Here is a 23,382-nt window from a genome sequence, read left to right on the forward strand (position 1 = left end):
GAGATTTCTCGCCTCAAGTCAATCAAGGACAGCATGTTGCGTGATGAAGCGTGATGGCGATGCGAATATGTCACGCCGACGCGGATCGGACTCGATTCGCCGCGCGGATGCGCAGATTTAACCTTTTGTTAACCATTATTAATCAGATTCCTGGCCAATGGTCGGGATGGGGTCATTCTCCCTGCTGGGCAGGCTGGCGGCGCTTCTGGCGCTGGTGACGCTTGCGGCCTGCGCCGATCACAGCGTGGTCCATCGGGGCCGGGTCGCGCGCCCGGCGCTTATGGCGCCGCCCAAGCCGCGCGTGATGCCGAGCAGCGAGAGTTTCAGGATGTGTGCGGCGCGCCTCGATGCGGCCCAGGTGCGCTACATGCCGCTGCCCAATGAGGACAAGGGCGGCGGCTGCCGGATCGTCGATGCGATCAAGCTCATGGATTTCGGCACGCCGACGGCCAATCTCGGCGCGATGACCTGTCCGCTCGCGGCGACCTTCGCAGCCTGGGCACGCAATGCCGTGGTTCCTGCGGCGCGGGTCTATCTCGGCACCGAAGTCGTGAGGATCGAGACGTTCGGCACCTATGCCTGTCGCGATGTGCGCGGGGCTGGGGGCACGATCGCCGGCAAGCTCAGCGAGCATGCCCATGCCAATGCGGTCGACGTCTCGGCCTTCGTGCTGGCCGATGGTCGGCGGGTAAGCGTACAGGGCGACTGGCGCGTCGACGGGCCGACGTCCGAGTTTCTGCACCGCATTCACGACAGCGCCTGCAAGCGCTTTCCGACCGTCCTCAGCCCCGACTATAACGCGGCGCATCACGATCACTTCCACCTGGATATGGGCGGCAAGGGCGGATTCTGCCGATAGATGGCGGCGACATGAGGTAGATATGGTCGCGGTTTCCTTCCGCCGCGAAATGGGCTAGCGGCGCGGAGATGGCAGACACACCTTCCGTCAGCGAGAGCAAGTTCCGTCCGGCGCGCGTCGAGGCGCGCGATGCGGAGCGGACCGTCCCTTCGCCCCAGACCCAGAGCAAGTCCTACAAGCTCGCCTTTCAGGACAATGAATTCCTGCTGCGGGACGATTTGCGCCCCGTTCGCTTCCAGCTCGAGTTGATGAAGCCCGAGCTGATGCTGGACGAGGCGAAAATCTCCTCGACCTTCGTCTTCTACGGCTCGGCGCGCATTCCCGAACCCGACGCGGCGCAGGCGCGGATCGATGCCGCACGCACCGATTATGAGCGCAAGGTCGCGGAGCGACTCCAGGTCAGCTCGAAATATTATGAGGAGGCGCGCCGCCTCGCGCGGATTTCCGCCCAGTTCCCCGTCAATGAGGAGGGATGCCGGAATTTCGTGGTCTGCTCGGGCGGAGGCCCGTCGATCATGGAGGCGGCCAATCGCGGCGCGGCGGATGTCGGCGCGACGACGATCGGCCTCAACATCGTGCTGCCGCATGAGCAGGCGCCCAATGCCTATGTGACGCCGGAGCTCTCCTTCCAGTTCCACTATTTCGCGCTACGCAAGATGCACTTCACGTTGCGGGCGCGCGCGCTCGCCGTGTTCCCAGGCGGCTTCGGCACGTTCGACGAGTTTTTCGAGCTGCTGACGTTGGTGCAGACCGGCAAGATGAAGCCGATCCCGATCCTCGTCTTCGGCAAGGATTTCTGGGCGCGCGTCATCAATTTCGAGGCGCTGGCCGAGGAAGGGGTGATCAGCCCACGCGATCTCGATCTGATCAGCTGGGTCGAGACGGCGGAAGAGGCCTGGGCCGTGGTCGAGGCCTTCTACGCGGACACCGACGCACCGGGCTGCTGAGCGCAACGAAAAAGGCGGGCCTTCGCGCCCGCCTTCTCGATCTCTTTGCCTGCCCCGGTAGAGTCGGCGTTTTCAGGGGTTGGCTGTCGCCGCCTGATTCGTCGGTGCCGCTGCCGCAGCATTGCCGCCCTCCGCCGGTGCAGCGGCATTGGCCGCGCCCTCGGGTGCCGGTGCCGCGTCGGCGGCGGGCAGCGGCAGGTTCGAGCCCTGCTTGTTCAGATAGGCGATGACGTTGGCACGATCCTCGGGCTTGCTGAGACCGGCGAAGCTCATCTTGGTGCCGTTTGCGAATTCACGCGGGCTGGTCAGCCAATGGTCGAGATTCTCGAAGGTCCAGGTGCCGCCCTTGCTCTTGAGCGCGTCGGAGAAGGCGAAGCCGGCCTTGCCGGTAGCGATCGCCTCGCCCACGGTCGCATAAAGATTGGGGCCGATGCCGTTGGCTCCGCCCTGATTGATCGTGTGGCAGGCCATGCACTTGGCGAAGACCTTCTCGCCGGCCGCGATATCCGCCTTGGCGAGCAGGGTATTGAGCCCCGGCCCAGCCGCCGCGCCGCCTTCACCCTCTTCCACCACGCCGGCAATGGCATAGCCCATCGGCTCGGGACGCTCGCTGTGGAACAGCTTGCTCGCGACAATGCCGCCGCCCAGCGCGATGATGCCGGCGAACAGGCTCCAGCCCGCAATGGTGTTGAAACGATCGCTCATTCGCCTCTTGTCTCCAGACTTGCCCGGGGCGCGACAGACTGCGTCGCGAGAGCCACCGGTGCCCCTTGTGGCGCTCCCTTAATGACTGCGCCGGGCGGGTGCAAGCCTGTGCGCGAGCGGGACGGCGAGGCGGGCGCGCGAGCCTTGCGGTATCGCGGTTCACGCCCTAAGCGCTGCGGCCACGATGGACAATTATCCGCTCCCAGCCCGGCGCCTCGTCGCCGAGATGACGGACGCCGCGGCTGGCGCTCCCGATCGCGCGATCGCTTTCCAGGGGGCCCCAGGCGCCAATTCCCATATCGCCTGCGTCGATTATGCGCCGGACGGCCTGCCGCTGCCCTGCTTCAGCTTCGAGGATGCGCTGGACGCGGTGAACGAGGGGCGCGCCGACCGGGCGATGATCCCGATCGAGAACAGCCTGCACGGCCGTGTCGCCGACATGCATTTCCTGCTTCCCGAATCCGGCCTGCACATCATCGACGAATATTTCCTGCCGATCCGCTATGCGCTGATGAGCGTGGACGACGCGCCCGTGGTAAGCGCGCTCAGCCATCCGCAGGCGCTCGGCCAGTGTCGCAAATATCTGCGCGCGAAGGGCATCCGCCCGATCGTCTATGCCGATACCGCGGGCGCGGCCGCCTTGGTCGCCGAAGTGCGCGAAAGCGGCGCGGCGGCGATCGCCCCGGCGCTGGCGGCGCAGCTCTACGGTCTCAAGATCCACGATAGTCATATCGAGGATAGCGAGGATAATATGACGCGCTTCGTCGTCCTTGCGCGCGAGCCGCGGCTGCCCGAGCCGGGGAGCGGGCCGGTCATGACGACTTTCCTGTTCGAGGTGAAGAACGTGCCCGCCGCGCTCTATAAGGCGATGGGCGGCTTCGCGACCAACGGCGTCAACATGACCAAGCTGGAGAGCTATCAGCGCGGCGCCAGCTTCTCCGCGACGGAATTCTATGCCGACATCGAGGGCATGCCCGGCGATCCGGCGGTCGACCGTGCGCTGGACGAGCTGGCCTTCCATACCAAGTGGGTGCGGCTCCTCGGCAGCTACCGGCAGGCCCGGCCCCGCTCGGTCTGAGGAGTCGGGCACGGTCATCACAATCATTTCCAAAAGCCTGAATCATTCCATTGATTTGACTCGGGCTGCCTAAAAAACGGGCAACCCTGCCGCTCTGCACAAAATTTGTGCGGCGCAGCGATGTGACAAGCATGTGTCACGCGCTTTAACGCGTCGTTAAGGGATTGGCACGGTCTTTGCAGAGAGTCCGCTGCACACCATACAAGGGGGCAGCATGAAACTCATCATGGCAATCATCAAGCCGTTCAAGTTGGACGAGGTGCGAGAAGCCCTCACCAGCCTGGGGATCGCCGGCATGACGGTGAGCGAAGTGAAAGGCTTCGGTCGGCAGAAGGGCCAGACCGAAATCTATCGCGGCGCGGAATACAGCACCAACATGGTTCCGAAGATCAAAGTCGAAGTCGTTTGTGACGATGCCCTCGCACCCCGCGTGGTGGAAGGCATCCAGCAAGCCGCCAACAGCGGCGCCATCGGCGACGGCAAGATTTTCGTTCTCGACGTCGGTCAGGCCGTGCGCATCCGCACGGGCGAAACCGGCGAGACCGCGCTGTAAGAAAGGGGCAGACTCTCATGAGCTTCGCAAAGAAATTATGCGGTGCTGCGTTGGCCGGTGGCCTGTCGCTGCTGGCCGCGCATCCGGCCTTCGCGGCCGATCTTATCAAGGCACCCGATGCCGCTGCAATGGCCGGCATGGTCAATAAAGGCGACGTCGCCTGGATGCTCGTCAGCGCCGCTTTGGTGCTGATGATGTCCATTCCCGGCCTTGCGCTGTTCTACGGCGGCCTCGTCCGCAGCAAGAACATGCTCTCGGTCCTCATGCAGGTGTTCATGATCGTCTCGGTCACCGGGTTGATCTGGTGCTGCTGGGGTTATTCGATCGCCTTCACCTCGGGTGGCGACAACCACTTCTTCGGTGGACTTTCCAAGGCCTTCCTGAGGGGGGTGGACGGCACGACCTTCGGCGCGACGTTCAGCAACAACGTCTATCTGCCCGAGCTCGTGTTCGTCGTCTTCCAGATGACCTTCGCCATGATCACGCCGGCCCTCATCGTCGGCGCCTTCGCCGAGCGCGTGAAGTTCTCGGCGCTGATCGTGTTCGTCGTCCTCTGGTCGACCATCGTCTATTACCCGATCGCACACATGGTCTGGTACTGGGCCGGCCCCGACTTCCTGGCTGACACGCCGACCGACTATGGCATGCTCTGGGGCTGGGGCGCGCTCGACTTCGCGGGCGGCACCGTTGTCCACATCAACGCCGGTATCGCGGGTCTCGTGGGCTGCCTCATGATCGGCAAGCGCATGGGCTATCCCAAGGAGCCGATGGCGCCGCACTCGCTGGTCATGACCATGATCGGCGCCTCCCTGCTGTGGGTCGGCTGGTTCGGCTTCAATGCCGGTTCCAACCTCGAAGCCAATGGCGTCACCGCCGTCGCCTTCGTCAACACGATGGTCGCGACTTGCGCGGCTGCCGTGAGCTGGGCGCTGATCGAGCAGTTCCATCACAAGAAGGCCTCGCTGCTGGGTGCCGTCACGGGTGCCGTTGCCGGCCTCGTCGCGATCACCCCGGCTTCGGGTTATGCGGCGCCGATGACGGCCATCGTCCTCGGCTTCGTGGTCAGCCCGATCTGCTACATCTTCGTGGCCTTCGTGAAGGGCAAGCTCGGCTATGACGACAGCCTCGACGTGTTCGGCGTCCACTGCGTCGGCGGAATCGTCGGCGCGATCGGCACCGCCATCGTCGCCGATCCCGCTCTTGGCGGTCAGGGCTTCTTCGACTACACCGTCTTCCCGGCGGTCGTCGGCAAGTATGACATGGGCGCCCAGCTGATCACGCAGATCAAGGCCGTGGTGGTTACCCTGCTCTGGTCGGGTATCGGCAGCGCGGTCCTCTACTTCGTCATCGACAAGACCATCGGTCTGCGTCCGAGCCCGGAAGCCGAGCAGGAAGGTCTCGACCTCTCCAGCCACGGCGAGCGCGCCTACAACAGCTGATCAAATTCGGACGGGGCGGTCCACTGGATCGCCCCGCCACACGATGTTCCTCCTGCGAACACGCCTGGGGCCGGTGCCAAGCGCATCGGCCCCTCTTTTCATTTGGTGCGGGCGGAGGCGGGGGGCATAGTCGGGCGCTCGACAACAGGGGGCGCGTGATCATGCCGATCGAACTCAAGATTCTCGCCTGGGGCTGCGTGCTCGCCCTGGTCCATATCTTTGCAGCGGTCCGCGTGAAGACGCAGCAATATGGCACCAAGTGGAACATGGGCGCGCGCGATGAGGACCTGCCGCCGCTGAATCCGCTCGCCGGCCGGCTGGCCCGGGCGCAGGCCAATTATTTCGAGACCTTTCCGATCGTGATCGCGGCGGTGCTGATCGATCAGGCGGCCGGCTTGCTCGGTCCGTCGACGGCGATCGGCGCGCTGCTCTGGCTGGGTGCGCGGATCGTGTATCTGCCGCTCTACGCCATGGGTGTCCCGGTGGTGCGGACACTTGCGTTCCTGGTGAGCTGCATCGGGATCGTAATGCTGCTCTGGCCGGCATTGATGACGGCCTTTCACTGACCGATAGGGGTCAGCTCTTTGCCGCGCCCGCCAGCGCGTGCATCATCTCGCGGATTGGCGTGACGTCATAGCCGGCGAGCGCAGCCGTTTCGGCAATCTCGTCCGGCGAGTCGCCGGCGCGGGCGCGGGTGAGCGACCAGAGCAGGGTGCTGCGCGTGCCGGAGCGGCAATAGCAGAGCGTGTTGCCCTCATTGTCCGCCAGCGCCTTATCCAGCGCATCGAGCTGCCAGGGCGCAAAGCCGCCGGGCGACACCGGGATGGCGATATAGGCGATGCCTGCCGCGCGCGCAGCCGCCGCGATCGCCCCGCCCGGGGTCTGGTCGGGCGATTCGTCTTCCGGACGGTTGTTGACGATCAGGGTCACGCCCAGCGCCTTGGCTTCCTCAACCGTCTCAATGCCGATCTGCGGCGCGACGAGGATCGATGACGTCAGTTGCTTGAGCATGCGTGCGTCTCCGCGGGGGTCGGTTGAGACCGAGTCCCTACGCCCTCAACGCGTTGCAGCGCAAGGCTCAGGCGGCGGCGCGCGCCTCGGCCTCGGCCGTCCGCTTGAGCACCACCGGGCGGAATACGACACTGAGCAGCAGCGGTTCGCCGGCCGGTGTGCCCGACGGTGGCGGCACCAGCAGGAACGCCGCGTCGCCGCCGGTGCAGTGCATCAGGCCGTCGCCGACATCCTCGAGACCCTCGGATATGCTGGGTGCAGGCAGGCTGTCCTCGGTTTGCTTGGGGTCGAGAAACTCGTCGACCAGATGGAAACTGGTTTCCTCGATCTGGACCCAGTCGGCGATGCGGCCGAACTGGATGCCTGCAGTGAACTGAGCCGCGCCGATCGGGACGAGCGCCTGATAATAGCCCTCGATCGTCGGGACAGCATCGACATCCACAATGGCGTGACCGCCGCTCGCATTCATCAGCATGACCGGCAGCTTGATCGCGCCGACATCGAAATCGGGCTTGCGCAGATCGAGACCGAAGCGGCGCGAGGCGAAGATCGACAGGTTGATCGGCAGGCCGTGTTGGCGCAGCTCGCCGGGAAGATACATGCGCATCGCATTCTTGATGTAGAACAGCCCGCGCCGACGCAGGCCCTGCGCGGCCGCCTCGACATCGACGAACTTGAAGGTGTCGTCGGTGCCCATGTTGACGTCGTGATTGAAATCGCCAAGCACCGCGACCTCGCTCTCGACCGGCAGGAACAGCAGGCGCGCGAGCGAGGCGGTCGCCATGCGGCGTCGCGCGTCGGGCGTGTCGCTGAGCGCCGGGCGGATCACGCCCTGGTCGGCGGCGCGGACGAAATCGAGGCAGGCGGCCTGGACGGCATTGCGCGCGACGCTCTGCGCGGCCTTCAGGCCGGCGTCCTCGCGGATCGGCGTGCCGTCCTTCTCATAGTCGATCGCCGATCCCTGCGGCAGGGTGCAGAGCTGCTCGAGGATGGCGATGGATTCCGAAAGGGCGTGGAGGATCTTGCGGTCGTGATGACCGGGGTCGATGAAGCCGGCCTTGTCCAGGCCCGGATCGAACGTCTCGCGCAGCAGCAGGTAGCGGCCGGTGACGGTGAGGTCCATGCGGTCGCGCAGCATCGGTTCGATCAGATTCTGCACCGAGCCGTTATAGCCCAGGTCCACCAGCATGACGCTGTCGCCTTCCGCCACGCCATGGCTGCGCAGATGTGCGATCAGCTTGTCGGCGGAGTGGCGTGACTTGGCCGCGATCTGCCGGACGACATCGGGCTTGACGATATGCCGTGCGAACTGGGCCTTGGGCAGAGCGGCAAGGCGCTTGGCTTCGGCGGGATCGAAATGCAGATGCCTGGCGAAGACCTCCGCCGAGCCGACCGGCAGTTCGGGCAGGATATAGCTTTCGATCGCGGCGCGGTCGGTCATGCTGGCGCGCGCGGCGGTCAGGCGGCTGATTTCGACCATGGCGGCGGTCGCGGCGCCTTCGGGATAGCGCGCCAGATAGGCCTGCGCCGGCAGATAGCCGTCACGCAGCAGGAAGAGCAATTTGGTGGGCTTGCCGGTACGCGCTTCCTGCGCGACGGCTTCCGCATGGAGCCAGCCGGCGAAAGCGTGGAAGATCGGGCCGAGCACGTCATGGCCGAGCATGGTCGTCGGCGTGTCGTCGCGGCGCAGCGCGATGGCGGCGCGATGTGGCTGATAGGCCGGGACCGAGACCCGCGTTGCCGGATCGACAATGCTCGCGGCGCTCGCCTCGAGGCGCAGCCGCTGCTCGCTCTCGCCGTCGAACTGCTCGAGATGGCAGCAATGAATGCCGAGGCGGCTGGGCGCGGTGACGTCCGCGCCGAGATTGTCGCCGCAGTGGAGGATGGTTGCGGGCGACACGCCGAGCTTGGCGAGCACCGGCACGAACAGACCGGCGGCCTTGGGCCGGCCATATTCGCTGGAACAGAAGATCCGGTCGATCATCGCGACGACCTCCTCGCCGGCGGCCCGCGTGATGAGCGTACGCAGCTGCGGCTCGGAGAGATAGGTGTCCGAAACGATGATGATCTTGAGGCCACGCGCCTTCGCCGCCTTCATCAGCGCGACGGTCGGCTCGAAGGCATAGCAATGCCGTGCTTCGGCTTCGAGTTCAGCGTCGACGAACATCGCGCGCTGCGCTTCCGTGGCGGCGGGCAGGCCGTGCGCATAAATCTCTTCGATGCTGACCTCGATGCGATCCTGCAGCAGCGGAATGGCGCGGCGCGCGCGCGTCTCGGCCCAGGCGCGCGCTTCCATGCCGGAACCGGGAAAAGGCAGGTCGGCAAAGACGTCGATGGGCAGATTGCAGTTGCGCCAGAGTAGGGTGTCGAAGCAGTCGAGCGACAGGATCTTGATGCCCTGCGGCGCGGAATCGAGAATCTGCGCGAAATCATAGGCGCGAACGGCGAGAGTCATGTGATGCGTCCCCTGCGGGCGGTCTGGTCCGCCTGCGTTTATTGACGATCAGGGTTAGCAAAGGATTAAGTGGGGCGTGGGCGACGCTCCCATTCGTGGATGCAATTCACGCAATCGCCACGTCTATTTCAGCAATGGACTCCATTTACATAGGAAGCTAACCGTTTGTCCGGACACTCGGTTGTCCATTCACCCGGAGAGGATCGAACAAGATTCGCGAGCCACGCTTCATGCCGCGCTCGCCAACAGTCCGGAGGATCATCATGGATTTCCTGCGCTTCCCCAATTGGGGCATCGGCACGGGCACGGCCCTGGCCAATCGCATGGACATTGCACCGTCGAGCAGCGGCTACGAGGATCTGGATACGGTCCTCCAGGACGCGCGTCTGCGCCGCGACATTGCGCGCCGGCCCGATCTGACGCCGTTCGTTCGCGATGAACCGAAAGCGGCCTGAGCGATCCGCCGGTGGGTCGCTCAGAGCGACTTTTCGTAGACGATGTAGCTCTTGTTGACATGGCTGTCGATCGCCTGCGCGATGGCATTCATCCCCTGATTGTCGTCGAGGATCCAGCCGATTTCCCCGCGCGTCGAGCCGTAATCGGCGATGGCGGAGCGGCGGATATATTCGATCATCATGAAAGCGAGCTGGCTCGCCATGCGCGAGCTCTGCAGCCGTTGCACGACGCCCATCAGCGGCACGCGCATCGTGCGGCATTTCGGCGCGCGCAGCCACCAGAGCAGCTTGGCCCAGTTGAACGGGAAGAGCGAGCCGTTCATGCCCTTCAGCGGCTCGTTGAGGTCCGGCAGGGTCATCATGAAGGCGACCGGCTCGCCATCCAGTTCGGCGATGCGAATCAGATCCTCGAAGACGATCGGCTTCAATTTCTTGCCGGTGAAGGCGACTTCGCTGTCGGTGATCGGCACGAAGCCCCAGTTCCTGCCCCAGGCATCGTTGAGGATGGCGAGGATGATCGCGGCCTCCTCGTCGAACCTGGACTTGTCGACCTTGCGGATGCGGATGCGCTCATTCTTCTCGCCGGACTGGACGATGCGCTGGATCAGCGGCGGGAAATCCTGCGTAATGTCGAGCTCATAGGTGTTGAGCGTCTTGGCCGGCGTATAGCCCGCGCCTTCGATCCAGGGCTGATAGGCGGGGCTGTTATGCCCCATCATGACGGTCGGCGACTGGTCGAAGCCTTTGACCAGCAGGCCCGGTTCTTCCCAGATGGAAAGAGAGATCGGCCCGAGCACACGCGTCATGCCGCGATTGCGCAGCCAGTCCTCGGCGGCGTTGATGAGCGCGCGCGCGGCATTGGCGTCCTTGGCCTCGAACAGGCCGAAATTGCCGGTGCCCGGCCCCATGCCCTGCTCGGGCGGTACGGTGAGCGCGAGATGATCGATATGGGCGCTGATCCGCCCCACGACCTCGCTGCCGCGCCGGGCGAGGAAATATTGATGCTCGGCATGCTCGTGGAACGGGTTCTTGCCCGGCGTCAGCAGACCATAGACCTCGTCCTTGAGCGGTGGCACCCAGGCCGGATCGTCGGCATAGATGGCCCAGGGCAGATCGACGAAAGCCTTGAGGTCGGCCTTGCCGGAGACGGGCGTGATCACTAATTCGGCTGTCGACACGGCTCTTGCCCCCGCCTGGTGCCCCTGTGGGCGTTCATCCAGGCGCCAGCACAGACTGGCTGGAGGGCGGCTTGTCAACCCGCGTGCCGCAGCAACGTGACGAAATCATATTGCTGCCATGATATGCGCACATTCGCGCGCCAGAAGAGCGACTAGGACCATGGGTATGAACGCGATCGACTCCGGCATGGATGCCCGCGCGGCCACACGCGAGAAGGCGGCGCGCGCGCTCGCGACGATGCCCGACGATACCGTCATGCTGCGCGCCGCGGTCGATCTCACGCGCGATCTGGTGACGGCGCGGGCGGCGATCTACTGGCCGGATTTCCTGCTGTCGGCGGCGCTCGGCTATGGCGCGCTGGCGGTGACCATCCTCGCCGGCCAGGTCTGGCTGATGCTCGTGGCGGGGCTGGTCGCGTCGCTCGCGCTCTATCGGGCCTCGCTGTTCATTCATGAGCTGACGCATATCCGTCAAGGCGCGCTTCCCGGTTTCCGCTTCACCTGGAATCTGCTGGTCGGCATTCCCTTGCTGATGCCCTCCTTCCTCTACGAGGGCGTGCACACCCAGCATCATGCCAAGACGCGCTACGGAACGGTCGACGATCCGGAATATCTGCCGCTGGCGCTGATGAAGCCCTGGTCGCTGCCGCTGTTCATCGTCGTGGCGCTGTTCCTGCCGGTCGGCTTGCTGCTGCGCTTCGGCATCCTGACGCCGCTCGGCTTGATCTTTCCGCCACTGCGCCGCTTCGTGGCCGAGCGTTATTCGGCGCTGGCGACCAATCCGGCCTATCGCCGCCGCGCGCCCGACAAGGACCTGGGCCGGATGTGGCGCTGGCAGGAGGCCGGGGCGAGCCTCTGGGCGATCGCGCTGCTGGCGAGCCCGCTCGCCTGGGGCTGGCGTCCGCTGGTCACCTGGGTGGCGGTGCTGTCCATCGCCGCCGTGATCAACCAGTTGCGCACGCTCGTCGCCCATCTCTGGGAGAATGAGGGCGATCCGATGACCGTCACCGGCCAGTTTCTCGATTCGGTCAATGTGCCGCCCCCCGGTCTGTTTCCTGCGCTCTGGGCGCCGGTGGGGCTGCGCTATCATGCGCTGCATCATTTGCTGCCCAGCATGCCCTATCATTCGTTGGGCGAGGCGCACCGGCGCCTGGTCGCGCATCTTGATCGCGGCTCGACCTATGACGGCGCCAACCATCCCGGCATGCTTGTCCTGGTCGTGCGGATTGCGCGGAGCACGATGCGGGTGTGACGTCATCCCCGCGAGCGCTGGGACCTGTGCGGAACTGCGCAGAGGCGGGAGACCCCAGCTTATGCCTGGTTATTCTTCCGTTGTGATCAGCACCGCCTCGCCGACCAGCAGGAACAGCAGGAACGGGGCCCAGGCGGCGAGCATGGGCGGATAGACGCCGAGATTGCCCATCGACAGCGCGAAATTGTCCGCCACGAAGAAGGCGAAGCCGAGCGCCATGCCGATGACGGCGCGCACGAACAGCTTGCCCGAGCGGGCGATGCCGAAGGCAGCGACCGAGCCGAGCAGCGGCATCAGCAGGGCCGAGAGTGGCCCGGTGATCTTGTGCCACAGCGCTCCCTCGAGCGAGGCGACCGGCCGGCCCGACTCGTTCAGGGTTCGGATCGCATCCTTCAGCTCCGTGAAGGAGAGGCTGTCGGGGTCGACCGACGACAGGGTGAATTGATCCGGCCGGATGCCCTTGCCCACGGTGATCGCCGCGACATCGCGGCTGGTGCCGAGCGTCACGTCGAAGATGCGGACCTTTTCCAGGCGCCAGTCCCTGCCGGTATAGTAACCGTTCTTGGCGGCGATCACGGAAATGAGGCGGTCGCCGTGGCGATCGTAAATGTCGACATTCTGCAGACGCACCTGTCTGCCGGAGCCGGTGATGGTGCCGGCACGGATCAGATCCTCCCCGTCACGCACCCATACGTTGGATTTGACGCCTCGATCGTTCGGGATCGGCCCGAAACGGGCTTCCTCCCAGGCGGTCAGGGTCGCGGTCGCGCGGGCCGTGATGCGCTCGTTGAAGACATAGCTGATGATGGCGACGCCGAGCGCTGCGAGCATGAGCGGCGCCAGGATCTGGTGCGCGGAGAGCCCGCCGGACTTCATCGCCACGACTTCGCTGTTGGCATTGAGGGTGGCGAGCATGATCAAGGTGCCGAGCAGCACGGAGAAGGGCAGGAAGCGCGAGATGATCTGCGGCATGCGCAGCGATACGTAGCGCCACAGTTCGCCGTCGCCATTGCCGGGATAGGCCAGCACGTTGCCGGCCTCGCTCAGCAGATCGAGCATCTGCAGGACCAGGACGAGCATCGCCAGCATGGCAAGGCAGCGCAGCAGGAAGGTCTTGCCGAGATACCAGGCGATCGAACGCGACGGGAAGAAGTTGAGCAGCATCGTCTAGGCTCTCGCGCGTCGCTGGCGCCGGTTGCCGAACCAGGTGAACAACGACTTGATGAGGTTCAGCAGCTTGGCGAATTGCCGTTCGAGCGCGCCGATTGGCTGGCCGCCTGGCACATAGGCGGTCTGATAATACATCCAGGCGATCAGGCCGGCGAAGATCAGGAACGGCCCCCACAGCGCCAGGAACGGATCGACCTTGCCGAGTTGGCCGACCGACTGCGCATATTGATTGACCTTATGATACAGCACGATGAACACGATCGAAAGGAAGACGCCGAGCGCCGAGGTCGATCGCTTGGGCGGAATGGCGAAGGCGACGGCCGCCAGCGGCAGCAGGAACATCATCGCCACCTCGACCACGCGGAAATTGAAATTGGCCCAGGCCTGCGCGCGGCCGATCGACGAGGTCTTGCGGGAGATGCCGGCCTTGAACAATTCAGGCAGGCTCAATTCCACGTCGCCGTCGCCGCGCGTGCGGAACTGTTCCATCTTGGGCAGGTCGATCGGCAGATCGTGTGACGAGAAGGAGAGGATGCGCGGCTCCTGGAAGTTGCGGGCGTTATGCACCAGCACACCGTCGGAGAGGCGCAGGATGATCGTGTCGGGATCGTCGGTGGCGAGGAACTGGCCGCGCGCCGCGGTCACTGCGAGCGACTGGCCGCTCTTGCTCTGCATCCGCGCGAAGATGCCCGAGAGCTTGCGGCCCTGATCGGCGCTCTGCTCGATGCGGATGGTGAACTCGCCGCCCAGATTGGTGAACTCGCCCACCTTGATCGAGGCGCCGAGCGCGCCCGAGCGCAGCTCGAACCGGAGCCGTTCGTAGGCATATTTGCTGTGCGGCTGGATGAAGCCGACGATCGCCAGATTGAGCACGGCCAGCACGAAGGCGAACATGTACGGCACCTTGAGCAGCCTGGTGTAGCTGAGGCCGACGCCGCGCAAGATGTCGAGCTCGGACGACAAAGCGAGGCGGCGGAAGGCGAGGAGGATGCCGAGCATCAGGCCGATCGGAATGCCGAGGCCGAGATATTCGGGCAGCAGGTTGGCGAGCATGCGCCACACGACGCTCACCGGCCCGCCTTCGGTCGCCACGAAGACGAACAGGCGCTGCATCCGGTCGAGCACGAGCAGCATCGCCGCGATCGCCAGGCTCGCGAGCAGGGGGACCGCGATGAGGCGCGCCATATAGCGATCCAGAGCGGTCAACATGAAGATACTCGCGGCATGCTAGGGGCTACGTTCCGGCCGTAGGATGGTTGCGGCGCCCGGGCAACCTCTGAGTGTATTGGGCGGGCCAAACGGTCAGATCGCCGCCGGAGCCTGCTGCCCGTCGCGCGGCCCGTCATGCTGCATCGTCATCGCCTCTTCGATGGCGTGGGCGAGCTGGGCAACGGTGAAGGGCTTGCGCAGGATCGGGAAACCCGAGATCTTGGCGGCCATGCCTTTGTCGCCGGCAAAGCCGGTGACGAAGACGACCGGCAGGTTCGCCACGGCGGAGCCCAGTGCCTCGATCATTTCCGGGCCGGACATGTCGGGCATCAGCACGTCGGAGAGAATGAGCGCGATGTCGTCGTGCGAGGCCAGCAGATGCGCGGCCTTGACCGGGTGATCGCAGGCGATGCCGCCATGGCCCAGCGCGGCGAGCGCCCCCAGGGTCGAGCGCAGCACGCGCGGATCATCCTCGACCACCAGGATGTTGAGCGACCGCTGCTCGCCCGCTGATGCCGGCTCGTCGCCGGCCGCCGCGCCTGCCGGCAGCGACGTGCCCTGGATGGTCGCGAAGCCCTGATCGCGGACCAGCCGGGGCATGACGAGGCGGATGCTGGTGCCTTCGCCCGGCGCGCTTTCTATGTCGATCGCCCCGCGGCACTGGCTGACGAAGCCGAAGATCTGGCTCATGCCGAGGCCGGTGCCTTTGCCGACTTCCTTGGTGGTGAAAAAAGGCTCGAACACCCGCTCCAGCACGTCCTTGCTCATGCCATGTCCGGTGTCGCGCACCACCAGGCTGACATGGTCGCCTGCCGCGCACTGGCCGATCTCATGCTCGGCCAGCGTGATGGTGCGGGTCGAGATGGTGAGCGTGCCGCGCCCGTCCATCGCGTCGCGGGCATTGATCGCCATGTTGACGAGCGCGCTTTCAAGCTGGGCGCGGTCGACCCAGATGGCCCAGTCATCTGCCTGAAGATCGAGCTCGATCTTGACGCCGCTCCCGATCACCCGCCCGATGAGTTCCTCCATCCCGGCGAGCAGCGCGTCAATGTCGACCCGGTCGGGCAGCAGCGGCTCGGCGCGGGCGAAGGCGAGCAGCCGTTCGATCAGCGCGGCGGCATGATTGGCGCCCTCAATCGCGCCGTCGAGATGCGTGACCGCCTTGGCCGGATCCTTGACCAGCTGACGGCGCGCAACGTCGATGCCGCCGATCACAACAGCGAGCATATTGTTGAAATCATGCGCGATGCCGCCGGTCAACTTACCAAGCGCCTCCATTTTCTGGAGCTGGCGCAGGCTCTGCTCGGTCTGGATGCGTTCCTCCATCTCGCGCTGGAGCTTGGCATTGGCATCGCGCAACTGCTCCGTGCGCTGAAGCACGGCGATCTCGAGATCATCGACACGCGCGGCCTCCGATGCGGCGAGGCGGCGCACGAAGACCCGCTCGTTGAGCGCGGCATTGGCGAACCAGAGCGCTCCGACCACCGCGACAAGCAGGCCGAGGCCGATCAGGCCATAGCTGTCATTGAGGCGATCGACCTGCGATTCCGACCGGTCGACCTGCACGTCGTGCCGTTCCCGCTCGATCTCGGCGAGCCGCGTGATCGCCTTGAAAGCATCGGCGATGGCCCGCACGGAGGGCTCCTTGCGCGTCGCTTCGAGCTGGCCGAGCGCGCCGAGCGCCTGATCATAGCGCACACGCAGGGCAATCTCGGTGAGCGTCGCGCCGCGCTCGGCCATGGCGGTGCGCAGGCGCGCGACGGCCGCGCCCTGCCGATCATTGGTGCGCGTGGTGCGTTCAAGCGCGATCAGCTCGCGCATCGCGGTCGTCCATGCCTCCTGGAACTGACGGCCAACTGCGGGATCGTGGCTGATCACATAGCGCGCCAGCAGCGTCTCGGCGCTGCCGATGTCGGCCTCGACGGTCTTGGCCTGCAGCATGACCTGATAGCTGTGCCGCTGCAGCGCGATGGCCCGATCACGCAGATCCGAGGCGTGGTCGGCGCGGTAGATGAGAATGCCGAGCGCGCTCGCGAAGATGATCGCGAGAGCGAACGGCACCAGCCGCCGCCAGAGCGGCAGTTCGTCGGTGTCGTCGTCCAGGCCTTCGGTATCCTCAGCCATGATCGGAAGGGTCTAGACCATGGCTCGGACGGGGGGAATCCTTTTTGCTGACCCTTTGCACGAGCGGGGCCGACCCCCGTCTCAACCCGGGATTGCGCCCGTCTGACGCCCGGCCGCCGCGAAGATGTCGAGGATCTGGCCGACCTGCGCGCTCGAATGTTCGGCGCAGAGCGAGCAGCGCAGCAGATAGGTGCCGGCCGGGGTCGCCGGTGGGCGCGCCATGTTCACATAGAGGCCAAGCTCCAGCAGCGCCTGCCACATCATCACCGCCTGCGTCTGGTCGGTGAGGATGACGGCGATGATCGCGGATTGCGGCGTCTGGGTCCCCAGGGTGAAGCCGAGATCGATCAGCCCCTTGTGCAGCCGCCGGCTGTTCTCCCACAGATGCGCGCGCTTTTCGCTCGCGTGCATGAGCTTGCGGATCGAGGTGGCCGCGGTCGCGACCACGCTGGGCGGCAGCGAGGCGGTGAACACATAGGGCCGGCACATCAGGCGCAGAACTTCGAACTTGGGATGATCCGAGACACAGAAACCGCCGACCGTGCCGACCGACTTGGAGAAGGTGCCGACGACGAAATCGATCTCCTTCTCGACGCCCTGCTCCTCATAGACGCCGCGGCCATTGGGGCCGAAGAAGCCCATGCCGTGCGCCTCGTCGACCAGGATCATGCAATTGGGGTGCTTGCGCACGGCCGCAACCATCTCCGGCAGCGGGGCGACGTCGCCGAGCATCGAATAGACGCCTTCCAGCACGACCAGCTTCTGCGCCTCGGCCGGCAGGCGGCCCAGGCGCTTGTCGAGATCCTCGACGCTGTTGTGACGGAAGCGTACGATCTCGGCATTGCCGAGGAAGCAGCCGTCATAGATGGAGGCATGGCTGTCGGCATCGAGGACGACATAGTCGCCCTTGCCCGCCAGCGTCGAGATCATCCCGAGATTGGCCTGATAGCCGGTCGAGAAGACCATGGCATGCTCGGTCCCGTAGAAGTCCTTGAGGGCGTCCTCGCATTCCCTGTGGCCCTGATAGGTGCCGTTGAGCACGCGCGAACCCGTCGTGCCGGAGCCATATTCGTCGAGCGCCCTCTTGCCCGCCGCGACCACGTCCGGATCGAAGGTCATGCCCATATAATTGTAGGTGCCGAGCAGGATCGTCTCCTTGCCCTTGATCACCGCCAACGTCGGCGACTTCACTTCGGTCATCACGATCGCGAAGGGATCGCGCACGCCGGTCGCCAGCAGCGCCTCGCGCTCGGCGATGATCGGATCGAACTTGGAGAAGAGATCCGCCTGCGCTTCGGTGACCCGCATCGTCGCGGCCGTTCCTTCGATGACATCGCTCATAAGCTCAGCCCTCCCCCTTCAGCGTCATCACGGCATCGACCAGCTGGCCGACCGTCTCGATCTCGGCCTGCATGTTCATGGTGATGATGATCTCGAACTCATCCTCGATCGCCGCGACGAAATCCATCACCGTCAGGCTGTCCCATTCAAGATCGCCGGCGAAGGTGGTCGCATCGCTGAGCGCCACGCCCTTCTTGTTGAAGGGCTCGATCTGCGCGGCGACCTGCGCATAAACGTCCTGACGATCCGACATGATTGCTCTTTCTGTGCTGGCCGTGCGGCTTTCCCGCCGAATGCCCCGTCCGGCCCGCCTATGGCAAGGGAATAAGGCGGCATTCGGGCATGAATGCGGACGAGATGAACGAAGGATTATATCCGACATGCGTAATTTTCGATCCAAAGCGGCCTGGAATGACAAGGGTGCGCCCTACCGCTTCCTGTCCCGCTCAAACCCGACCGGCGCGCGCCGTCCCGCTCGCAACCGTTCACGTCCAAGACCTTGGCGATTCTCTGCGATGGACGACGATAGTCTACGGCTTGAGTAGTCCCTTCGCCCGATAGGCCTGCGCGGTCGTGGCCAGTCCTTCCTCGGTCGGGATCGCTGGTGCCCACAGCGAGGCGGGCGGGCGCAAGGCGGCGCGGGCGACCCAGTCGTCATGGCAGAAATAGGCGGCACGATCCGGAGTCAGGCGGGCCTTGTCGCCGCGCAGCAGCCGGTCGATGCGGGCGCCGAGGCGGACCAGGGGAGAGGGCATGGCGATGGTGCGGACGCGGGGCCGGCCCACGGCGCGGCCGATCGCGCGGGCGAACTCGGTGTGGCTCCAGCCGGTGTCGCGATTATCGTCTGCCTCGTAGATCATGCGCGAGGTTTCGTCCTCGCCGCGCCCGGCGAGCAGGACGAGCAAGTCGGCGAGATCGTCGACATGGATGACCGAGAGGCGCCCGCCCGGTGGCAGCAGGACGAAGCCGCGCGCCGCCATCTGGAAGAGTTCGAGCAGTTCGGCGTCGCCGGGGCCGAAGATGGCGGGAGGGCGCACCATGGTCCAGTCGCGCGCGTTTTCCGTCACGTGCCGTTCGGCCTGCGCCTTCGACCAGCCATAGTCGGAGAGGTGCGGCTCGCGCGCGGCGAGGGATGAGACATGGACGAGGCGGGCGATGCCGGCCCGTCTCATGGCGGCGAGGAGCGCTGCCGTTCCGGTCGCGTTGCCGGCCTCGAAGCCGGCGCGGGTCGGCGCGTTGACGACGCCGGCGATGTGAATGACGGCATCGGTGCCATCGATCAGCCGGTCGAGCGCGTCATGATCGTCCAGCGATCCGGCGATCCACTCGATCCCCTCGCGCGGCGCCTGTGGCCGGCGCGTCAGGGCGCGCACCCGGTGTCCGGCCGCGAGCGCCGTGTCGAGTGTCGCCTTGCCGACGAACCCGGTGCCGCCGGTGATCGCGAAAAGGCTCAGAGCAGCACCATATAGTCGCGGTGGACCATCGCGGCGCGCTGCGTCCCGCCGAGCAGGGCGGCGACATCTTCGCTGCGCTTGCCGATGATTCGCTCGGCGTCCTTGCTGTCATATTGGGCGAGGCCGCGCGCGATGATTGCGCCATCCGGCCCGCTGATGTCGATGACGTCGCCGCGCGCATAGGCGCCGCTGGTCGCGACGATCCCGGCCGGCAGCAGGCTGCGGCCCTGTTTCAGCGCATTGGCGGCGCCGGCATCGACGCTGAGCTTGCCCTTCACCGTCAGTCGCCCGGCGAGCCAGTCCTTGCGGGCGCCCCGCCGCGCGGAGGCCAGGAAGAGCGTGCCGCGCCCGCTGGCCTGCCAGGCGCCCAACGGCGCGGGCACGCGGCCCGAAATGATCGCCAGATGCGCGCCCGCGCCAGTGGCGATCTGCGCGGCCTGCAGCTTGGAGATCATGCCGCCCGACCCCATCCCCGAGCTGCTGTTGCCGTCCGCCATCGCGAGGATCGTCTCGTCGATCTTTTCGACGCGCGGGATGATCGTCGCGGCGGGATTGCTGTGCGGATTGGCCGTGTAGAGCCCGTCGATATCGGAGAGCAGCACGACGGCGTCCGCCCGTGCCGCCTGGCCGATCCGCGCGGCCAGCCGGTCATTGTCGCCGAAGCGGATTTCCTCGGTGGCGACGCTGTCATTCTCGTTGACGACCGGCACGACGCCGAGGCCGATCAGGCGGTCGAGCGTCGCCGAGGCATTGAGATAGCGGCGCCGGTCCTCGAGATCGCCCAGCGTCACCAGCATCTGCGCTGCGGCGATGCCATGCGTCGCGAGCAGGTCCGCCCAGACCTGGCTGAGCGCGATCTGGCCGACGGCGGCGGCCGCCTGCGCATCCTCCAGGGTCGCGCGCCCGCCCTTGGGCAGGCCGAGGCGGCGCGCGCCGAGGGCGATCGCGCCGGAGGAGACGATGACGATCTGCTGCCCCGCCGCGCGCCGTGCCGCAATCTCTCCGACCAAGCTCTCCAGCCAGGCACGGTGCACCGATCCGTCCGGCGCGACCAGCAACGCCGAACCGACCTTGACGATGATGCGGCGCGTGGCCTCGGCCGGGAAGCCGGTAAGGGGGGCGGTCATGCGCTAACGTCTTCTCGAGACGATGACTGCTTTAAGACCCGCGTCACCCCGGACTTGATCCGGGATCCAGCTGCCTTTTGGACAGGATCGTCCATGATCGATGCGGTGCGAGGAAAGCTGGACCCCGGATCAAGTCCGGGGTGACGAAGTGCGTTTTCCAGCGACCCCCTCATGACGAAAGTAGCATGCCCTCTCAGATCGGCGACCATGGTTTGGCCTCCTCGGCATCCTCGCCGCTCTCCTCCTGCGCGATCTTCGCCGCATCGCCGAGCAGGTCGATGATCGCGTCGAGCAGCTTGGGGACGCCCTCGCCCGTCGCGCCCGAGATGATGAAGATCTTGCCCGCCCCGGCCTTCTTGAGTTGCTTGGCGATGTCCTTCATCAGCTCGGGGCCGAGCAGGTCGCCCTTGTTGAGCGCGATGAGCTGCAGCTTCTCGTCCAGCCCCTCGCCATAGGCCGCCAGCTCCCCCTGCACGATCCGCCAGGCCTCGACCGGATCGTCCCCGGTCGCGTCGATCAGGTGGATGAGCACGCGGCAGCGCTCGATATGGCCCAGGAACCGGTCACCGATCCCCGCGCCTTCCGCCGCACCCTCTATCAGGCCGGGAATATCGGCGAGGACGAACTCGCGCCCCTTGTGCAGCACCACGCCGAGCTGCGGCGTGGTCGTCGTGAAGGGATAGTCGCCGACCTTGGCCTTGGTGTTCGTCACCTGGTTGATGAATGTCGATTTGCCGGCGTTGGGCAGCCCCACCAGCCCGACATCGGCGAGCAGTTTCAGCCGCAGCCAGACCCAGCGCTCCTCGCCCGGCCAGCCGGTGCCGTGCTGGCGCGGCGCGCGGTTGGTCGATGTCTTGTAGCTCGCATTGCCGCGCCCGCCGTCGCCGCCGCGCAGCAGCACCACGCGCTGGCCGACCTGCGTGAAGTCGGCGAGGACGTCGCTATAGCCTTCCTCGTCCGGGTCGGAGATGACCTGCGTGCCCACCGGCACCTTGATCACGAGATCCTTGCCGCCCGCGCCGGTGCGGTCGCCACCCTCGCCGTGGCCGCCGCGCGGCGCCTTGAAATGCTGGGTGTAGCGGAAGTCGATGAGCGTGTTGAGGCCGGGCACCGCCTCGAAGATGATGTCGCCGCCCTTGCCGCCATTGCCGCCGTTGGGGCCGCCATATTCGACATATTTCTCGCGCCGGAAGCTGACCGCTCCCGGACCGCCCGCACCCGAGCGAATGAAAATCTTGGCCTGATCTAGAAAATGCATGGCGGGCACATAGGGATTTTGCGGCGAAAGGTGAAGCTTTGAGGAAAGTCGGTGCCTCGAAGCCCCTCTCGACACGAACGGAGAGGATAAGCTTCGTCGGGTTGAAGCTGTTCGTACAGCGGTTCGCAAACGACTCAGCCCGCAGATAGATTTGGTGACCTTGCCCTGGCCTGCGTTCGACCTCGTCCATCATGCAATCCCCGCCACCGGTTTTCATCGCGATTCGGCCATGCTAGTCCGCCGGCCAGAGCCAATGGGAGCCACGGATGACGGTCATTGCGGCACGACGCTATCGCGAGGGCAAGATGGCCGAGGACGTCACGCTGGACTGTGTCGCGCCCGAGCCGCTCAGTCCCAGCGAGTTCGTCTGGATCGGCCTGCACGAGCCGAGCGCCGAGGAGCTGCAGAGCGTCGCCGATTGTTTCGGCCTGCACCCGCTGGCAGTCGAAGACGCGCTGAAAGGCCTGCAGCTTCCAAAGGTCGAGCAATATGGCGACCAGCTCTTCCTGATCCTGCGCACGGCCCATCTGGAGGGCGAGCAGATCGCCTATGGCGAGACGTCGATCTTCCTGGGCAAGGGCTTCATCGTCACCGTGCGGCACGGGTCGGCCCGGGCTCACACCGATCTGCGCGCCCGGCTGGAAAGCGCGCCGGTGACGCTCGCGCACGGGCCGGACTATGTGCTGCACTCGATCATGGATTTCATCGTCAACGGCTATTTCCCGATCGTCGAGGCGCTGGAGGAGCAAGTGCTGGCGATGGAAGCCGAGGCCGAGGCGGACTTCCTGGATCGCTCGGCGATCAAGCGCATCTTCGCGATCCGGCGCGAGATCGTCCGCTTCCAGCGTCTGCTGGGTGTGATGACCGACGTCGCGGCGCACATGGTCAATCACGAGCTGCCCCACGTCGACGCGGACATGGTCCCCTATTTTCGCGACGTGCTGGATCATGTCCGCCGCGTCGAATATCGCGTCACGGGCCTGCGTGAGTTTCTCACCTCGGCGGCCGAGACGAGCAGCCTGCTGGAGCAGCAGCGCCAGGGCGACATCACGCGCAATCTCGCCGCTTGGGCGGCGATCCTCGCTGTGCCGACCGCCGTCGCGGGCATCTACGGGATGAACTTCAAGTTCATGCCCGAGCTTGACTGGCGCTATGGCTATCACATCACCGTGGCCGGCATGGCGATCGCCTGCGGTTATCTCTACTGGCGCTTCCGGCGCTCGCGCTGGCTGTGATCGCGGCCCCCATTCTCGAAACCGAGCGTCTGCGCCTGCGCGCCCATTGCCGCGCCGATTTTCCTGCCATGAAGGCGCTCTGGCAACATCCCGCGACGATCCGCTTCATCAGCGGCGCCGGCCAGGACGATCAGGCAGTCTGGTTCCGCCTGCTGCGCTATGGCGGCATGTGGCCCTTGCTCGGCTTCGGCTTCTGGGTGTTCGAGGACAAGGCGACTGGCGCCTATCTCGGCGAAGGCGGCCTGCTCGATGCCGCGCGGGGGATCGCGGCGCTGGAGCAGATGCCCGAAGCCGGCTGGGCGTTGATCCCGGAGGCCTATGGCAAGGGCCTTGCCACCGAGGCGATGCGCGCGGTCCTCGCCTGGGCCGACGCGCGTCTCGACGCGGCCCGCACCGGCTGCATCATCGATCCGGGCAACGCGCCCTCGCGACGCGTTGCGGAAAAGCTCGGATATGGTGATGTCGAGCGGGTGGACTATCGCGGCGAGACGGTCGTCGTGATGGCCCGGGAGCGTCAACGCGGTTGAACGCC

General features: G+C 65.7%; 22 protein-coding genes. 10 read left to right on the forward strand and 12 right to left on the reverse strand.

Going from position 1 to position 23,382, the window contains the following annotated elements; all coding sequences use genetic code 11:
* The first annotated feature begins 157 nt into the window (after positions 1 to 157).
* Together KK488_RS17485 and KK488_RS17490 are read left to right on the forward strand one after the other, a co-directional pair.
* Positions 158 to 859 (forward strand): extensin family protein, encoded by a 702-nt coding sequence (locus KK488_RS17485; protein WP_214624990.1) that lies wholly within the window; start codon positions 158 to 160, stop codon positions 857 to 859.
* 68 nt (positions 860 to 927) lie between these two features.
* The gene (locus tag KK488_RS17490) at positions 928 to 1,806 is read left to right on the forward strand and encodes an LOG family protein (RefSeq protein WP_214624991.1); all 879 of its coding nucleotides are present in this window, start codon (positions 928 to 930) and stop codon (positions 1,804 to 1,806) included.
* Positions 1,807 to 1,878: 72 nt separating this feature from the next.
* On the opposite strand, the gene KK488_RS17495 is transcribed toward KK488_RS17490, so the two are convergent.
* Entirely contained in the window at positions 1,879 to 2,511 is a 633-nt protein-coding gene (locus tag KK488_RS17495) for a c-type cytochrome (protein WP_214624992.1), read from the reverse strand.
* 184 nt (positions 2,512 to 2,695) lie between these two features.
* Between KK488_RS17495 and KK488_RS17500 the strand changes: the two genes are divergently transcribed.
* The 4 genes from KK488_RS17500 to KK488_RS17515 all read left to right on the forward strand — a co-directional run bounded on the left by KK488_RS17500 (position 2,696) and on the right by KK488_RS17515 (position 6,147).
* Positions 2,696 to 3,589 carry a prephenate dehydratase gene (locus KK488_RS17500; RefSeq protein ID WP_214624993.1) on the forward strand — a complete coding sequence of 298 codons (894 nt, stop codon included), beginning with the start codon at positions 2,696 to 2,698 and terminating at the stop codon, positions 3,587 to 3,589.
* Between the two features lie 214 nt (positions 3,590 to 3,803).
* Positions 3,804 to 4,142 carry a P-II family nitrogen regulator gene (locus tag KK488_RS17505; RefSeq protein WP_214624994.1) on the forward strand — a complete coding sequence of 113 codons (339 nt, stop codon included), beginning with the start codon at positions 3,804 to 3,806 and terminating at the stop codon, positions 4,140 to 4,142.
* A 17-nt stretch (positions 4,143 to 4,159) separates the two neighbouring features.
* Entirely contained in the window at positions 4,160 to 5,581 is a 1,422-nt protein-coding gene (locus KK488_RS17510) for an ammonium transporter (RefSeq protein ID WP_214624995.1), read from the forward strand.
* Positions 5,582 to 5,742: 161 nt separating this feature from the next.
* Positions 5,743 to 6,147 carry an MAPEG family protein gene (locus KK488_RS17515; protein ID WP_214624996.1) on the forward strand — a complete coding sequence of 135 codons (405 nt, stop codon included), beginning with the start codon at positions 5,743 to 5,745 and terminating at the stop codon, positions 6,145 to 6,147.
* A gap of 10 nt (positions 6,148 to 6,157) precedes the next feature.
* Here the strand turns inward: KK488_RS17515 and KK488_RS17520 are convergent, their stop codons facing one another.
* Positions 6,158 to 6,592, reverse strand: a complete 435-nt coding sequence (locus KK488_RS17520) for a protein tyrosine phosphatase family protein (RefSeq protein WP_214624997.1) — start codon at positions 6,590 to 6,592, stop codon at positions 6,158 to 6,160.
* A gap of 67 nt (positions 6,593 to 6,659) precedes the next feature.
* On the reverse strand, positions 6,660 to 9,047 hold the full coding sequence (locus tag KK488_RS17525) for an HAD family hydrolase (RefSeq protein WP_214624998.1): 2,388 nt from the start codon (positions 9,045 to 9,047) through the stop codon (positions 6,660 to 6,662).
* 263 nt (positions 9,048 to 9,310) lie between these two features.
* Here KK488_RS17525 and KK488_RS17530 point away from each other — a divergent pair, with 263 nt between their 5' ends.
* The gene (locus tag KK488_RS17530) at positions 9,311 to 9,502 is read left to right on the forward strand and encodes a hypothetical protein (protein WP_214624999.1); all 192 of its coding nucleotides are present in this window, start codon (positions 9,311 to 9,313) and stop codon (positions 9,500 to 9,502) included.
* A 20-nt stretch (positions 9,503 to 9,522) separates the two neighbouring features.
* On the opposite strand, the gene KK488_RS17535 is transcribed toward KK488_RS17530, so the two are convergent.
* Positions 9,523 to 10,680, reverse strand: coding sequence for a GNAT family protein (locus tag KK488_RS17535; RefSeq protein WP_214625000.1), 1,158 nt, complete (start codon positions 10,678 to 10,680; stop codon positions 9,523 to 9,525).
* Between the two features lie 187 nt (positions 10,681 to 10,867).
* Here KK488_RS17535 and KK488_RS17540 point away from each other — a divergent pair, with 187 nt between their 5' ends.
* The gene (locus tag KK488_RS17540; protein ID WP_432653870.1) at positions 10,868 to 11,932 is read left to right on the forward strand and encodes a fatty acid desaturase family protein; all 1,065 of its coding nucleotides are present in this window, start codon (positions 10,868 to 10,870) and stop codon (positions 11,930 to 11,932) included.
* A gap of 69 nt (positions 11,933 to 12,001) precedes the next feature.
* On the opposite strand, the gene lptG is transcribed toward KK488_RS17540, so the two are convergent.
* From lptG to obgE, 8 genes are all read right to left on the reverse strand, one after another.
* On the reverse strand, positions 12,002 to 13,096 hold the full coding sequence (gene lptG / locus KK488_RS17545; protein WP_214625002.1) for an LPS export ABC transporter permease LptG: 1,095 nt from the start codon (positions 13,094 to 13,096) through the stop codon (positions 12,002 to 12,004).
* Positions 13,097 to 13,099: 3 nt separating this feature from the next.
* On the reverse strand, positions 13,100 to 14,311 hold the full coding sequence (gene lptF / locus KK488_RS17550) for an LPS export ABC transporter permease LptF (protein ID WP_214625003.1): 1,212 nt from the start codon (positions 14,309 to 14,311) through the stop codon (positions 13,100 to 13,102).
* A 93-nt stretch (positions 14,312 to 14,404) separates the two neighbouring features.
* Positions 14,405 to 16,435, reverse strand: a complete 2,031-nt coding sequence (locus KK488_RS17555) for an ATP-binding protein (RefSeq protein WP_214625004.1) — start codon at positions 16,433 to 16,435, stop codon at positions 14,405 to 14,407.
* Positions 16,436 to 16,516: 81 nt separating this feature from the next.
* Positions 16,517 to 17,776: a serine palmitoyltransferase gene (gene spt / locus KK488_RS17560; protein WP_250890642.1), complete on the reverse strand. Its 1,260-nt coding sequence runs from the start codon at positions 17,774 to 17,776 to the stop codon at positions 16,517 to 16,519.
* A gap of 4 nt (positions 17,777 to 17,780) precedes the next feature.
* Positions 17,781 to 18,029: an acyl carrier protein gene (locus KK488_RS17565; RefSeq protein WP_214625005.1), complete on the reverse strand. Its 249-nt coding sequence runs from the start codon at positions 18,027 to 18,029 to the stop codon at positions 17,781 to 17,783.
* A 277-nt stretch (positions 18,030 to 18,306) separates the two neighbouring features.
* A complete protein-coding gene (locus tag KK488_RS17570) occupies positions 18,307 to 19,215 on the reverse strand; it encodes an NAD-dependent epimerase/dehydratase family protein (protein WP_214625068.1) in 909 nt (302 codons plus the stop codon).
* A gap of 11 nt (positions 19,216 to 19,226) precedes the next feature.
* A complete protein-coding gene (proB, locus tag KK488_RS17575) occupies positions 19,227 to 20,357 on the reverse strand; it encodes a glutamate 5-kinase (RefSeq protein ID WP_214625006.1) in 1,131 nt (376 codons plus the stop codon).
* 193 nt (positions 20,358 to 20,550) lie between these two features.
* A complete protein-coding gene (obgE, locus tag KK488_RS17580) occupies positions 20,551 to 21,615 on the reverse strand; it encodes a GTPase ObgE (RefSeq protein WP_214625007.1) in 1,065 nt (354 codons plus the stop codon).
* A 266-nt stretch (positions 21,616 to 21,881) separates the two neighbouring features.
* Between obgE and KK488_RS17585 the strand changes: the two genes are divergently transcribed.
* Together KK488_RS17585 and KK488_RS17590 are read left to right on the forward strand one after the other, a co-directional pair.
* Entirely contained in the window at positions 21,882 to 22,850 is a 969-nt protein-coding gene (locus KK488_RS17585) for a magnesium and cobalt transport protein CorA (protein ID WP_214625008.1), read from the forward strand.
* Positions 22,847 to 23,377 (forward strand): GNAT family N-acetyltransferase, encoded by a 531-nt coding sequence (locus tag KK488_RS17590; RefSeq protein WP_214625009.1) that lies wholly within the window; start codon positions 22,847 to 22,849, stop codon positions 23,375 to 23,377. The genes KK488_RS17585 and KK488_RS17590 overlap by 4 nt, the downstream gene beginning before the upstream one ends.
* Positions 23,378 to 23,382: the final 5 nt, after the last annotated feature.

The organism is Sphingobium nicotianae (assembly GCF_018603885.1).
Taxonomy (GTDB): Bacteria; Pseudomonadota; Alphaproteobacteria; order Sphingomonadales; family Sphingomonadaceae; genus Sphingobium; species Sphingobium nicotianae.